Annotated in this window: 10 protein-coding genes; 4 read left to right on the top strand and 6 right to left on the bottom strand. The window is 35.4% G+C overall.

All coding sequences use genetic code 11. The features are described from left to right. Positions 1-24 precede the first annotated feature (24 nt). The 4 genes from R2Q16_RS14140 to R2Q16_RS14125 are packed head-to-tail and all read left to right on the top strand — an operon-like array spanning position 25 to position 6,023. Positions 25-1,959, top strand: a complete 1,935-nt coding sequence (locus R2Q16_RS14140) for a nucleoside-diphosphate sugar epimerase/dehydratase (RefSeq protein ID WP_316737862.1) — start codon at positions 25-27, stop codon at positions 1,957-1,959. 8 nt (positions 1,960-1,967) lie between these two features. Then, positions 1,968-2,615 (top strand): hypothetical protein, encoded by a 648-nt coding sequence (locus tag R2Q16_RS14135; RefSeq protein WP_316737861.1) that lies wholly within the window; start codon positions 1,968-1,970, stop codon positions 2,613-2,615. Then, positions 2,612-4,300 carry a capsule assembly Wzi family protein gene (locus R2Q16_RS14130; protein ID WP_316737860.1) on the top strand — a complete coding sequence of 563 codons (1,689 nt, stop codon included), beginning with the start codon at positions 2,612-2,614 and terminating at the stop codon, positions 4,298-4,300. Before R2Q16_RS14135 ends, R2Q16_RS14130 begins: the two co-directional genes overlap by 4 nt. Positions 4,301-4,313: 13 nt before the next feature. Continuing rightward, entirely contained in the window at positions 4,314-6,023 is a 1,710-nt protein-coding gene (locus R2Q16_RS14125; RefSeq protein WP_316737858.1) for a capsule assembly Wzi family protein, read from the top strand. A gap of 157 nt (positions 6,024-6,180) precedes the next feature. Here the strand turns inward: R2Q16_RS14125 and R2Q16_RS14120 are convergent, their stop codons facing one another. From R2Q16_RS14120 to R2Q16_RS14095, 6 genes are all read right to left on the bottom strand, one after another. Continuing rightward, the gene (locus R2Q16_RS14120; protein ID WP_316737856.1) at positions 6,181-7,263 is read right to left on the bottom strand and encodes a hypothetical protein; all 1,083 of its coding nucleotides are present in this window, start codon (positions 7,261-7,263) and stop codon (positions 6,181-6,183) included. 4 nt (positions 7,264-7,267) lie between these two features. Further along, positions 7,268-9,583: a polysaccharide biosynthesis/export family protein gene (locus tag R2Q16_RS14115; RefSeq protein WP_316737855.1), complete on the bottom strand. Its 2,316-nt coding sequence runs from the start codon at positions 9,581-9,583 to the stop codon at positions 7,268-7,270. A gap of 108 nt (positions 9,584-9,691) precedes the next feature. Next, positions 9,692-10,840 (bottom strand): glycosyltransferase family 4 protein, encoded by a 1,149-nt coding sequence (locus tag R2Q16_RS14110; protein ID WP_316737854.1) that lies wholly within the window; start codon positions 10,838-10,840, stop codon positions 9,692-9,694. A 121-nt stretch (positions 10,841-10,961) separates the two neighbouring features. After that, on the bottom strand, positions 10,962-12,080 hold the full coding sequence (locus tag R2Q16_RS14105) for a glycosyltransferase family 1 protein (RefSeq protein ID WP_316737853.1): 1,119 nt from the start codon (positions 12,078-12,080) through the stop codon (positions 10,962-10,964). Positions 12,081-12,097: 17 nt separating this feature from the next. Then, a complete protein-coding gene (locus R2Q16_RS14100; RefSeq protein WP_316737852.1) occupies positions 12,098-13,201 on the bottom strand; it encodes a DUF1972 domain-containing protein in 1,104 nt (367 codons plus the stop codon). A gap of 16 nt (positions 13,202-13,217) precedes the next feature. Further along, positions 13,218-14,156 carry a class I SAM-dependent methyltransferase gene (locus tag R2Q16_RS14095; RefSeq protein WP_316737851.1) on the bottom strand — a complete coding sequence of 313 codons (939 nt, stop codon included), beginning with the start codon at positions 14,154-14,156 and terminating at the stop codon, positions 13,218-13,220. Position 14,157: the final 1 nt, after the last annotated feature.

Raw genomic sequence — 14,157 nt, 5'->3', positions numbered from 1 at the left:
CGATGAAATAAAGCCTATTGAATTTTGTTTACTCAAATAAATATTGTACCACGCTGGATAATATTCCTTCTAGATATTATCATTTGCACCTTCTCCATGGTCTTCGCTTATGCTTTAAGGCATAACCTGGATCTGACTTCTGTCAACATTCCCGAATTAGCCAGAAGTATCTTAATTCTAGGAATAGTTAATGTTGCTGTATTTTTAAATATTAAAACCTATGCGGGCATTATCCGTTACACCAGTGCGCAGGATTCTTTCAGGATTTTGTTCTCCGTAATCATCAGTAACGGTACTTTCTTTGTTTTAAATTTAATTTCGATAACCTTTTTTCAAGAGTTGCTCATATCTCATACTATTTTGATTACAAATGGTTTAGCGAGTTTTTTGTTGCTCATCACCTACCGAATTTTAATCAAATACTTTTTTCTATACATTAAAAACTTAAAACTGGATAAGAAAAAAGTTATTATTTATGGAGCCGGTGAAGCTGGATTAGCTACTAAACGAACCTTTGATCATGATGGTAGTGTGAATAAAAATATTGTTGCATTTGTTGATGATGATGAGCGAAAAGTTGGTAAAACCATTGATGGCGTTAGAATTTTAGATGCTAAAAAACTAGAAGGGCTTATTGCAGAACACGAACTAGATGAAATTATTTTTGCTTCTTATACCATACCCGATGAGCGTAAAGATCAAATTATTGATTTATGCTTAGAAAATGATATTAAGATATTAAACATTCCACCACCTGATGTTTGGACGAATGGAAAGTTGCAGCCTGCTCAAATTCAAAAGTTAAATATTGAAGATCTACTTAATCGTAAATCAATTGATATTGATATTGATGGAATTGGAAAAATGCTTGATAAAAAGAGAATTCTAATTACTGGTGCTGCAGGTTCTATCGGAAGTGAAATTGTGCGCCAACTTTCTAAATTTGATGTAGGTTTAATCATTATTTGTGATCAGGCTGAATCTGCACTCCATGAATTATATCTGGAGTTGGAAGAAAATAATAAAAGCAAAAATTACCATGCTTTTATCGGTGATGTAAGGGATGAGCAGCGTATGGATGTTCTTTTTGATACCTATAAGCCTCATTATGTGTATCATGCGGCAGCTTACAAGCATGTACCTTTAATGGAGGATAATCCAGCTGAAGCTATAAAGGCTAATGTTTTGGGTACTAAAACCATCGCAGATAAGTCAGTTAAATACGGCGTTCAGAAATTTGTAATGATTTCTACCGACAAAGCGGTTAATCCTACGAATGTTATGGGTGCATCTAAGCGTATTGCGGAGATATATGTACAATCCCTTAATAATTCTTTAAATCAAAGTGATTTTATTTTTAGCAATGGCTTAAGTTATATTAATGAATTGGACGTTAAACCGATAACCAAATTTATTACTACACGTTTTGGGAATGTGTTAGGCTCTAATGGCTCTGTAATTCCGAGATTTAAGCAGCAGATTGAAAAAGGCGGTCCTTTGACCGTAACCCATCCGGAAATAACCCGTTATTTTATGACGATTCCGGAAGCCTGCAGATTGGTTCTGGAAGCAGGATGTATGGGTAAGGGTGGTGAGATTTTTATCTTCGATATGGGTAAATCTGTAAAAATCGTTGAGCTGGCAAAGAAAATGATTCGTTTGGCGGGCTTGGAACCTAATGTTGATGTGAAAATTGAATACTCAGGTTTACGACCAGGTGAGAAACTTTATGAAGAGCTACTAAATGATAACGAAAATACAATGCCCACCCACCACCAAAAAATTATGATTGGTAAGGTTAGGGAATATGTATTTAATGATATAGTAGATCAAATAACGGCACTTGTACAATCAGCTAAAACCAATAACGACCGCCAGGTTGTAATTAATATGAAAAAGTTGGTTCCTGAGTTTAAGAGTAAGAATTCAGTTTTTGAAGAATTGGATCAGCTACCTTAAGCAAGAATATGAATAAAATAACTGGGATTATAATCATGTGGCTATTTGTTAGCTCATGTGCTAAAGAAGTAAAAAGTGAACAAGAAGTGTATTTTAATGATTTCGAAACGAATAAAGTTGATGGAATTGCAAATGCATCTGTAGAAACATACGATGGGTCTAAAGTTTTAGGTCGATACAATTCATCTGGTTTCGATTTAAATCTAAATAATCTTCCAACTCATAAACTGGTCGAGATTTCTTTTGATTTATACATACATGATAGCTGGGATGGCAATAAAGTGAGTGGCGGTCTTGATGGTCCGGATATCTGGAAATTTTTGGTAGATGGCCAGCTTTATGTAAATGCTACCTTTTCAAACGAGGATTGCAATAATTCTGGATTTTGCCCGCCACAGTCTTACCCTGCAGATTATCCAAATTCTTATAACAATCCCAAAACAGGTGCTGCAAATCCTAGTTTACCCGGTGTTTGTAACCTGGCGGGTAAAATTGGCGGTACCAGTCTCTATAAAATTACCAAGGTTATCGAGCATTCCAAATCTAATTTATTGATGCAATGCAGGGATCAGCTTATCCAAACGAATGCACCCGATGCAAAATGTGATGAAAGCTGGTCGGTAGATAACATTAGGATTAAGGTTATTAATTTATGAGAAAGTACATTTACTTTATTGTTATATTCTTCTTTGTATTTACGGCTAACAGCTTTGGTCAGTCTTTACCAGTTGGTTCTGCGGCCTTAGAAGATTATTATCGAAGGGCTCAATTAGCTGGTAAGCTAGATTCGACAGTTTCTTTTACCGTTCGACCAATTATTCCTAAATCTGCATTCGGAATAAAGGATATGGACTATCCGGATTCAACTGAAACGAGATACAATCTTTTCGATGCAGAGCGATCAGGGCTTTCTAAGTATGGTAAATTTAAATGGCAACTGTTACCATTGGGTTTATTATTGCAAAGTAATTCTCATCATCCCTATGGATGGAACGATGGCGCCATGATTCCAGCCAAAGGGCTTCAGACTTTGCTAACCGGAGGTATTTATGCAGAATACGGTCCGCTAACTATACAGTTTAAACCAGAGATACTGCTTGCGGCTAATAGTACTTTTGAAACTTTTGATAAAGAACACTATGATGTGATTACCGCTAGATATTATGATTTCTACAATAATATAGATTTACCAGCAAGATTTGGTGGAGATGGTATTACTAAAGCATATTGGGGCCAAAGTAGCATTAGGTTAAATTATAAGGCTTTATCATTTGGTTTATCTACCGAAAATTTATGGTGGGGCCCGGGTATGCGAAACTCATTATTGATGAGTAATAATGCACCTGGTTTTAAACATTTAACATTAAATACTAGAAGACCTATTCAAAGTGCTATAGGTAGTTTTGAGGGCCAAATAATCGCTGGGCGTTTAGAAGAGTCGGGTTACGGTGTTCTCGTGCCGGAGCGTGAATATTTTAATCAGCCACTATATGTAGCAAAACCAAATGATTGGCGTTACCTATCTGGCCTTGTACTTACGTGGCAACCAAAATGGGTGCCTTGTTTATTTTTAGGCTTAACCAGAAGTGCTCAGCATTACAGCACTGGCCTAAATTCATTTGGAGATTATTTGCCATTCTTTTCTTCGAAGAAACAAGAGGCGGCAAGTGAGGCGATTAATAAAAGAGATCAAAGAAACTCATATTTTATGAGGTGGTTATGGGCGGAGGAGAAGGCAGAGGTTTATCTTGAGTTTGGAAGAAACAATTATTCTGGAAATCTTAACGATTTGGCTTTAGAACCAAATGTCTCCCGTGCTTATATCTTTGGTATTAGAAAATTATTTCCATTTGATTCAAGGGTTGGCGAAAATTTAATGCTAAGTGTGGAGGTTACACAAATGCAGGAAACTGATATCTCTAAAGTATTAAACTTAGATAGCTGGTACACCAGTAAAAGCATTCGGCATGGTTATACAAACAGAGGACAAATATTAGGTGCTGGAATTGGTCCTGGAGCTAATCATCAATCCATAGAGTTAAGTTGGGTGAAAGGCTTTAAAAGATTAGGATTTCAGGTTGAACGACTGGTTCATAACAACGATTTTTATTACTATGCTTTTAACGACTCAAAGGATTTTAGAAGGCATTGGACGGACCTTAGTTTTGGTGCAAGTGGCGAATGGAATTATAAAAATTTCCTATTCAATGCAAAACTGCAAGGTATTCAATCTCTGAATTACCAATGGTTTTTGATGCAGCAGCCAGGTGAAGATTATATGGTTCCGGGAAAAGATGTTTTTAATTTACAGATTCAGATGGGCGTTACCTATCGTTTTTAAATCAGGAATTATAATGAGGAATATTTTTAATCATATTTTATTTTTTCTTCTGCTTGGGTCTTCAAGAAGTTTATTTGCGCAAACAGTTCCGGTAGGCACACAAGTACTTGAAGATTATTATAGGCGATTACAGCTTCAAGGCAAATTAGATTCAACCATTTCTTTTAGTAGTCGTCCTCTGTCAAACGATGCTTTAAAGCAAACTGATGTTTTTGATCCTTCAAATGATTTATCAGAGAAAGGACTTTATAAATCATCGGGCCCAATTTCTTTCGCAAACGGAAAAGGAATTTTTCAAATACTTCCATTTTCATGGCAGCAGCAATTCAATTCCCATCATCCTTATGGTTGGAATGATGGTGCAATGATTCCTGCAAAAGGCTATCAAACGATGATTTCTGGTGGTTTTTTTGCAAAAATTGGTCCTTTAAGTATCCAACTAAAGCCCGAATATGTATATGCTCAAAATTCATTCTTTAATGATTATAGTTATTCAAGCCCAGATAAAGAGTTGTCAAATTATTATTTAATAATTTATAATCTAATTGACAATCCCGAAAGGTTTGGTCAAATGGCTTATAATAAGTTTAATTGGGGACAAAGTAGCATTCGTTTAACAATTGGCCCGGCTTCTCTGGGTTTGTCAAACGAAAATTTATGGTGGGGACCTGGCATAAAAAATAGCTTGATGATGAGTAACAATGCTCAAGGATTTAAACATGTAACGTTAAATACAGTTCGTCCTATCAAAACACCGATTGGTTCATTTGAAGGGCAGGTTTTTGGAGGTCGTTTAGAGTCATCAGGTTTCACTCCATTAGATAAAACTGCACTCAGCAACGGATCGGTTGTTTACAATCAACCTAGAAATGACTGGCGCTACCTTGCAGGTTTGAATGTGAATTATCAACCCAAATGGTTGCCTGGTATTTTTGTGGGTTTTACCAGAACATTTATGTCTTATGGTCCGGATTTGGAAGGTTTGGATGATTATATTCCGTTTTTTGTGCCCTTTGAAAAAGTTAAAATCGGCAGCGGACTTGGAGACGATAATGAACCTAGAGATCAGAGAACATCTTTGTATGCTAGATGGGTTTTGTCTAGGGCAATGGCTGAAGTTTATTTTGAATATGGCTTGAATGATAATTCTTATAATTTCAGAGATTTTATTGGATCGCCAGACCACTCCAGAGCCTATCTTTTTGGAGTAAAGAAATTATTGCAGCTGAAAGGGAAAAAAGATGAGTTTATCCAATTCGGCGCCGAAATTTCCCAAATGTCTCAGCCTATTGATGGACTATTAATAAGAAATACGGGAACTTTTTATTATCATTATCAAATAAGACAAGGGTATACAAATAATGGAGAAGTACTTGGCGCTGGTGCGAGTGCTGGAGATAACATACAATCGTTTTATTTGAGCTGGGTTAAAGGGCTTAAAAAACTTAGTTTATCATTTGATAGACTAGAACACAATCGGGACTTTTATGATATTGCTGGTTTGGCGAATTCCAGAGGTGGCAGCCGAAGTTGGGTAGATTTTGCTTTAGCAACTGAAGGAAACTGGGATTATAAAAATTTCTTGTTTAACGCAAAGATTCAGGGTATTAAATCTTTAAACTACCAATGGAGACAAAAGGATTTTACAGATAGTCAATATTACATACCGCATAATACCGTATTCAATTTTCATGGTGAATTAGGTGTGGCGTTTAGGTTTTAATCCGGGAGGATTAATATTCTTCAACTCCGCTCAGAATGACACACCTTGATTTAGCTTTACGATTGGTGTTATAATTTAAATACCTAGGAAATTAGATTGCTTCATGCCTTACAATAACGCTTTTGAGGTTTCATCGACAGGCTCAGAATGGCAATATCTATTTCTTTCTTTTAATTAGTAAGAATAAGCAATAGATAGCGCCTAATAACAAGCCTCCAACTGCGATGCCAACTACCTTACTCATTTTGTTTTTCTTCAGTGGCATTTCAGGTTCATCTACAATCTGAAAGGTAGGTGTTTCTTGCATCAGCATCGAACGGCTTACTTCCAAATTCTTGATAATCTCAGAGTAGATGGTCTGTAAAACTCTCTTATCACGCTCCTGAAGTTCTGCACCTACGCCAATTGTTGCAAAAGCAGGGTTAGCATCCAGCATAATTGCATTCGCTCCAGCAGCTGCATATGTTTTACGATTCAATAATCTTCCAATACTATCTGCTCTATGTTGTAAGCGATTTACATTAATACGTAACCTTTTTGTTTTGGTTTCGATATAGAATTGGGTTGCTTCATCAATTAGACGGGTTGATACCAGACTCGCCAACTGTTCATTTTTCATTGTTGTCGTTAAGGCAAAAAAACCTAACTTTTTGTCTGGTTTGCTTACGGATAATTCTTTTTCTGTTACTCTTCGTATGATATCGTGAAGTAAGCTATCCTGTAAACGGGTGTATTTTTTAGTATCGGGAGGAAACATAATTTTCTCCTTTTTTGTATTTGATTTTAGATCTTTCCAATCTTCTTTAAGCTTGTAAGCATCAGCATACTTATCTGCGATGGTATAAGCTTTATTCGATGTGTCTAATGGCGTTAAAATAGTCTGTTTAACCATCTTTTGACTGGTTAATAATTGTAATACGTTATCTCCAGCCAATACGCCACTTGTACCGCCAGTTAAACCTCCGATGTCAAATCCCATTTGCCCGGCAAGGGAAGATAACAAACCGCCACCACTTGATTTACCTTCTTCAACGACAAAAGTTAGTTTAGCGGTATAGGTAATCGGCCAGAATAAAGCTGCAATGAAACCTAAGCCACCCCCAATTAATCCAATAATTAATATTCTGATTTTGAATTTCCACAGATAAGCAATATCCTTTTTGCGGGCATCAATCATTTTTGCAAAAGAAAAATCCTCTTCTACATTAATATAGGTTGTTTTATTTTCAGCAGATTGCATAGAATTATTTAAAAAGGATAGCAATTAAACTAACAATACCAGTAAGTGCCGAAGCGATGGTTGTAATTTCTGCGAAACCTAACTTATTTTTACCTGTTTTTTCAGGTACAATAATTTGACTTCCAGCCGTAACTTTTGGATAATTTTTAATAAATAAAAATGTTTTTACAGGCGCATTAATCCCGTTAGGATATTTGATGTAAGCACCCTTTAACCTGGCACTTTCGGTAATTCCACCAGCTGCATCAACATAATATTTAAAATTGGAATTAGCATAACGCAATAACTGAGGGTTATTTACAGAACCAACAACCTCAACAAAAGGTTCATTCTTAGGGATGAATAAACTGTCGCCCGGAATTAATATGGTCGCCTCAGCGGTTTGTCTTCTGCGTTTTCCCGTTAAATCCATGTCTACACGTACACCATTACGATAAACCTGTGTATTCTCTAAAGAGCCTAATGGTGTTACTCCTCCTGCACGTTTAATAAATTCAATTCCGGTTTCATCCCTTCTTTGTTGTGCGTAATCCCCTGGAAATAGAACTTCTCCACGGATTTTAACATTACCTATAGAACGATAATTGACTAAGCGGGGAACATAGATGTAATCCAAAGGCTCTAATAAAAAATTTCCATTTGAAGAAGATAATGCCGAATCCAAACTTAGGGTGATAATTTTAACTAATTGATTAGATAGCGTATCAGAAGTATCCTTAATTAATCTGGAGATTTCTATACGGTGATTTGCTGCATCATTCGTGAATCCATTTGCCATATTTACAACGTCGGCTACACTCATTCCTTTTCTATACTGAAATGAACCTGGTGCTTTAACATAACCGCCAATGCTGATAGAAGATTCGTCTCTTAAGCTTTTTGTAGAGGTCACAAATATCGAATCCTCCCTCATTAAGGCGATATCATTGTCTTTTCCCGACATCACATTTCCGAGATTGAAAGATATCATTTCTTTCTCCAAATCTGGTTTAATACGTTTGATAAAGCCATTTCCTAAAGCCGCATCTTCTCTTAAACCATCTGCTTTGGCAATTAATGTTTTAAGGCTTAAACCTTGATTCAACTCAAAAGTTCCTGGTCTGAAAACTGCACCTTGAATAACTACTCTATTCGTAAATCTTTCTAAAATGGCTCCGAAATAAACAGAATCAGCATTTTTTAAAGTATAGCGGTCAAACATATCGGCAGGGATATCTTTAACGCTTCGTTCTTTTTCGCCAACTTGCGTAACCTTGGCGATGCCCTTATAGGCTAAATCGCTAAAACCACCAGCATAAGTAATTAAATCGCTTAAAGTTTCAGATGTTTTTAATTCATAAACGCCTGGTCGTTTAACTGAGCCATCAATTGCAACTCTTGTCGTATACACAGGTATTCTGATTACATCCTGATCACGTAAGCTCACATTATCGGTTTGTATACCTTTTTGAAGGAAATTGTATAAATCTACAACCTGAATCACTTTGTTATTTCTGATTAATTCAATTTTGCGTAATGAGCCGCGGTAAGTTGGGCCACCACTTTGATATAGTGCATTAAACAAAGTTGATAGTGATGAAACTGTATAAGTTCCGGGTGTGGCCACATCGCCAATAATGGTCACCCGAATGCTCCTTACCGTACCTAAATTTACAGTTAGTTTTGTTTGTCCAGAAGCCAAAGCAGGGTAGGCTTTAACCATTTTAGAGCGGATTTGACTTGTTGCCTGCTCAATGCTTAAGCCATTAACGTAAACTAAACCTGCGTACGGAATTTTTACATTTCCTTCAGGAGAAACCTTTGCGTTTGTGGTGCTTTCATTTAAGCCTGTTAATAGAATTGTTAATTCATCATCTGGACCTAAAATATAGCTTTTTGGAGTTGCGATACGGATATTTGGTTCAAATTTAAGGTTAGGGTTACTGAAAAATTCGTAACCATAAATTGGGCTATTTTTCTTAACTGGTTTTGGCTCGGTAAATCTGGTTGTATCTCTATTAATAATTGTTTGCGGTTTTGGAGCGACCGGTTGTGTTGTATTTTTTGTTGTCTTTCCCCCTGCCTGAACTTCGGCTAAGCGTTCTTTGTATTTATCTACCTCAGCCGGGTCCATGCCTTTAGCGGTTAGAATTTTTATGGCTTCAGCTTCTGTAATGCCTGATGCTTCAAATCTTTTGGAGATTTCTAATATTTGTGCGTCAGATAATTGCTCTACTTTTACTTTGCTTAAGTTATCCGTAGATATGGTTTGTGCGGATAATTGCGCTAAAGGTAAAAAAGCAATTAGACATAGGGCACAAAAGATATTTTTAAAACGCATGTATTGTAAAATTTTAACTGCAAATATAAGTTAAAAATTCAAATGGCTAGTTTATCGTAACATTCTAATTTACTGATAAAAACGCAGTTAAATTTTGTTGGAATTTGCTTATTTATTATTTATAGTTGATTGAAAGATGGTTAAAATAGATTTCTTGAACATATCGAGAGAAAATAATGTATCTATCCTCAGTTTTCCTAATTTACCCATTTCAGTTATTCTATTTTGATTGCTAATCAATTCCAAAATTTTTATAGCGGATGCATTTGCATCATCGAAAGGAATAAGTAATCCGGTTTCCCCATCTGAAATCATTTCGCAGGCGCCGCCATGTTTTGTTGCGATAACTGCCTTTGCGCTTGCCATTGCCTCTAGTATAACAGTTGGAAAAGGATCTGGTAAGGTTGATGGTAAAACAAAAACATCCAGAGCGTTTAATATATTTGGGATGTCTGTTCTATAGCCAATGTAATGGATAGCATCCGTCAAGTTTTCATTTTGAATGCGATTGACCATTTTATCCACTAAATGTTCGTTGCCGGGATAAGCATCTCCTGCAATAACAAATTTGGTATCCGGTCTTTTCTTTAATATGAGTTTTGCTATATCAATAAAGTAATCCTGTCCTTTCCAATGATTTACTCTGCCAATCATTCCGATTAATGTATCGGTATTATTGAGGCTTAACTCTTGTCTTAACAAGCTGGTAGATTGATCATAAATGCTCGTGTCAATACCATTATAAATTCTGGTAATTGTTTTTTTATGAATGTGCTTTGCCCAGTGATTCTGAACTGCATTTGATACAACGACGATGTTATCACTATACTTCCCTACCAGAAAACTCAAAACCTTTGTGAAAATTTTAGGTTTAGTTATGATTTCATGTATGTGCCAGATGTGCTTAATTTTTTTCTTCTTTGCTAGGAACGCACCTATTAAAACACCCGTTGTATTTGAGTAAACAATATCGATTTTTTCATCATCAATTAGTTTACTTAATAATCGCCATGCTTTTCCGGTAACGTTAATTCTATTTAAAATACCAGCTATAGAAAGGTATTTCCTTCTTAAAATACCTAAACGGATAATTCTGAGTTCAACACCAAGTTTATTGAGTTCATCAACCAGTTCACCAGTTTCTGAAATAACAACAATAGGTTTGTGATTACCGTCGGACAGAATTTTAGCAACAATAGAAAGTATTTTGCTTCCACCATATAGATCTGATGAAGCTCCTAAAATAAGTATATTCATCAGTTTATTGTTTGATTTATTTTATGCGTACTTAAATTCAATTTTTTACCAATAGGATTGATGTATTAAAATAACAAAAATACATATTTAAAGGATGCGAAATGGTATATATTACACAATATTAATGATGAATTGCTTTTTTAAAGACTTGAATTAATTCGATTGCCGTTTTCTCCCAAGAAAATTTTTTGAGTCTTTCTTTACCTTTTTCAATAAGTCTTAATCTACTATCGGGATTTGTGATTAGTGGAATTATTTTTTCAGCCAAATCTTCGGCATTGTAAGGGTCGAATGTTATTACGGCATCTCCACCAACTTCTGGTAAACAGGTGTTGTTAGCAACTAATACTGGTAAGTTATGTTGAAAAGCTTCTAGAATTGGCAAGCCAAAACCTTCGTTAACTGATGGGAAAAGATATAATTCTGCATGCTGGTAATACCAAGATAGATCATTATCGATAACATAACCAGGCATAATAACAAAGTCATTTAAGTTATATTTAGTAATTGCATCAAATAATCTGGTGCTTCCATCCATATCATTTTTAGGGCTGATTTGCCCGCACAATACCAGCGAATAATCTTTAAAACCTTGCTCATGTAAAATGTGTAAAGCTTCAACTAAAAGGTAAAGGTTTTTTCTTTTCTCGAAAGTACCAATATGTAAAAAGTATTTGGTGGTTTTTAGGTTTAAAGCGCCTGTAGACAATGCCGCATTGGAACTTAATGTTTTCGGTGCTTCAGGAATGCTGATTATTTTGTCTTTCCCTAAACCTGAATAATGAGCGATTCGCTCTCTTGCATATTCAGTAGGGGCAATAACATAAGCTGATTTTTTTGCCGCCTCAACCCCAAATTTATGGAATATTTTGAGCCAGTGTTTATTATAATGCTCTGGGTATTCCCAAAAAAAAGCATCGTGAAATACCGGAATGGTTTTGTAACCGAAATTTAAATATGGGACAAAGAAATCTGTACAGAAAACAATATCGCATTCCCGTAAAACAGCTAATAATGGAAGCGTAACTTGTTTCCATATAAAAAAGCGCAAATGCTCTACTAATTTAAAAAACTTGTTTCTACCGCTATAAATAGGGAAAATGGTGTCAAAAAAGTAAAATTTGAAGTCAGTATTTTCTTTTTGGAAAGCTCTGCAAACCTCTTCTAAATAAGTTTTAGTACCTGTTTTAGCAATTTTTAAATCGCGAATATCTATTCCTACAACAATGGTTTTTGCCATACTTTTCCCGTTCGTTATCAACTACTTATTAGTTTTAACATTTCAGCTTTATAGGCTATTGTTATATTATCCCAATTGTACTTTTCTGTTAAGCCGAAACGTACTATATCTTTTAATTCTTTTACTTTTGCAGGCGCGTTTTCTAAAGCTTCTAAAGCTATAGATACAGCTTGTTCATCTTCATCAAAGAATAATCCGTACTTCCCATTACTTAGCATTTCCTGATTAAAAACAGTATTTAACGCTAGGATAGCGCAGTTATTAACCATGGCTTTTAACATAGCTGGATTTGTTCCCCCAAATTTATGTCCGTGAATATAGGCATAAGCATGTTGGTACATTGCCATTAATTCATTCTGATCTTTAACATAACCTGTAAAAATCAATCTTTCATTTTGCATTGATTTTAAATCAGATGCATATTTATCAGTATAAGGTACATCGCCAACTACCACTAATTTCTTGTTAGATTTCGATTTTAGGAAACCCCGGATTATCAAATCTGCATTATTATCAGGAATTAAACGACCGACAATTAGATAGTAGCCATCTTTTTCTAAACCTAGGCGCTGTAATCCATTTTCATTGGCCTGCTTAAATTTTGGCGCACCATAGGCAATAACCGTAGAATCTTGATTAAATTCTTGAAGATATACTTGCCTCATGGCTTCTGCATCGGTAATGATTTTGTCGTATAATTTCGTTGCTAATTTAGCTGCCCAGTAGAAATATTTAGCGCCAAGTCCTCTCCATTTAGGTCTTAACCATTCAAGACCGTCAACATTAATCATCGTTTTTTTACCTGTAATTTTAGGTATCCAGCCCATCGGTCCGGCGGCCAGGTTTACAACAAGTAATACATCAGCCTTGCTAAATGTTGCATGGATGATGGATAAAAATGAATGGATAATCTGATTTAAAGATTTTTGTGGCAAAGTTGGAAGATAGTGGAGCTTTATTCCTTTAACTTCTTTTGGATGCTCGGTAAATAAATCCCGTTGGCAGTAAACATGTACTTCAACGCCTTGTGTAACCAAACGTTCACTTAATTCTTTAACAAAGGTTTCGAAACCACCGTACACATATGGGTAACCCCTCGAACCTATAATTGCAATTCTCATCTAATTTGTTATTTATCTATTTAAGATGATTTTGTTTGATTGCGTAATAGCGAATTATGCCTCCGCCTTTAAAAATGGAGGAAATTACTTCTAATAGAATTGCAAATGGTAAAACAAATAATAATCCGAGTATTAATGGAATAGTTTTTTTCCTTTTCAAATCAGCAATTAAGAAACCGTTATATCCAAACCAACTAAATATGGTTTGTACCATGCCAATAATGCCTAAATGCAGAGAAAAGTATGATGATGATTTAATTTTAAATCCATTATGCTCTATCAATGTTTTTAAAATTGCTGGTGTAAAATGACTGATGTGTCTTGGGACATCTAAATGGAGCCATTTGTTTCCTGCCCATTTAGATTGCCAGCTGTTAAAGTTTGGAACTTCGATAATTAACAATCCATCATCTTTTAAATTATCCTGAATTAGATTTTGCAATAAATTATCCGAAAGATGAATGTGTTCCAATACATGAAACATCGTCAGCACATCAAACTTGGTATTAAAAACTGAGCCTGATTTATAATAGTCTGTATTAACATCTAAACCAAAATATTTTTTAGCATAATCTGCTCTCGGAACCGAACTTTCTATGCCTTTTACATCAAAACCTTGCTCTTTGGCAAATTGTAAAAACAGTCCTTTTCCTGACCCAAAATCGAGGACTGTGGCTGGTGTGCTTTTATATGACTTTATTTTTTTTAAAACTGCTTTATATTCTATTTGCTGTATTTTATAGAAAATGCTTTTTCTGGTATCTTGTACAGCATAGTCTTTATCGTCATAATAACTTTCAATATCAACCTCATGGTTAAACCAAGTAAAGTTATGACCGCAATTTTGGCAGGTCTTGATTAAGTAATGCTCGCCAGATTTTGCTTTGATTTCAAAAAGCACAGGACTTAAATGTGTTTTATCGTTTAAGCAAAGCGGGCATGTAATATTAATCATA

Source organism: Pedobacter aquatilis, assembly GCF_032678425.1.
In the GTDB taxonomy this organism is placed as follows: Bacteria; Bacteroidota; Bacteroidia; order Sphingobacteriales; family Sphingobacteriaceae; genus Pedobacter; species Pedobacter aquatilis_B.
Note: the sequence above shows the minus strand (reverse complement) of the source record. Positions and strands in the feature narration are given on the sequence as shown.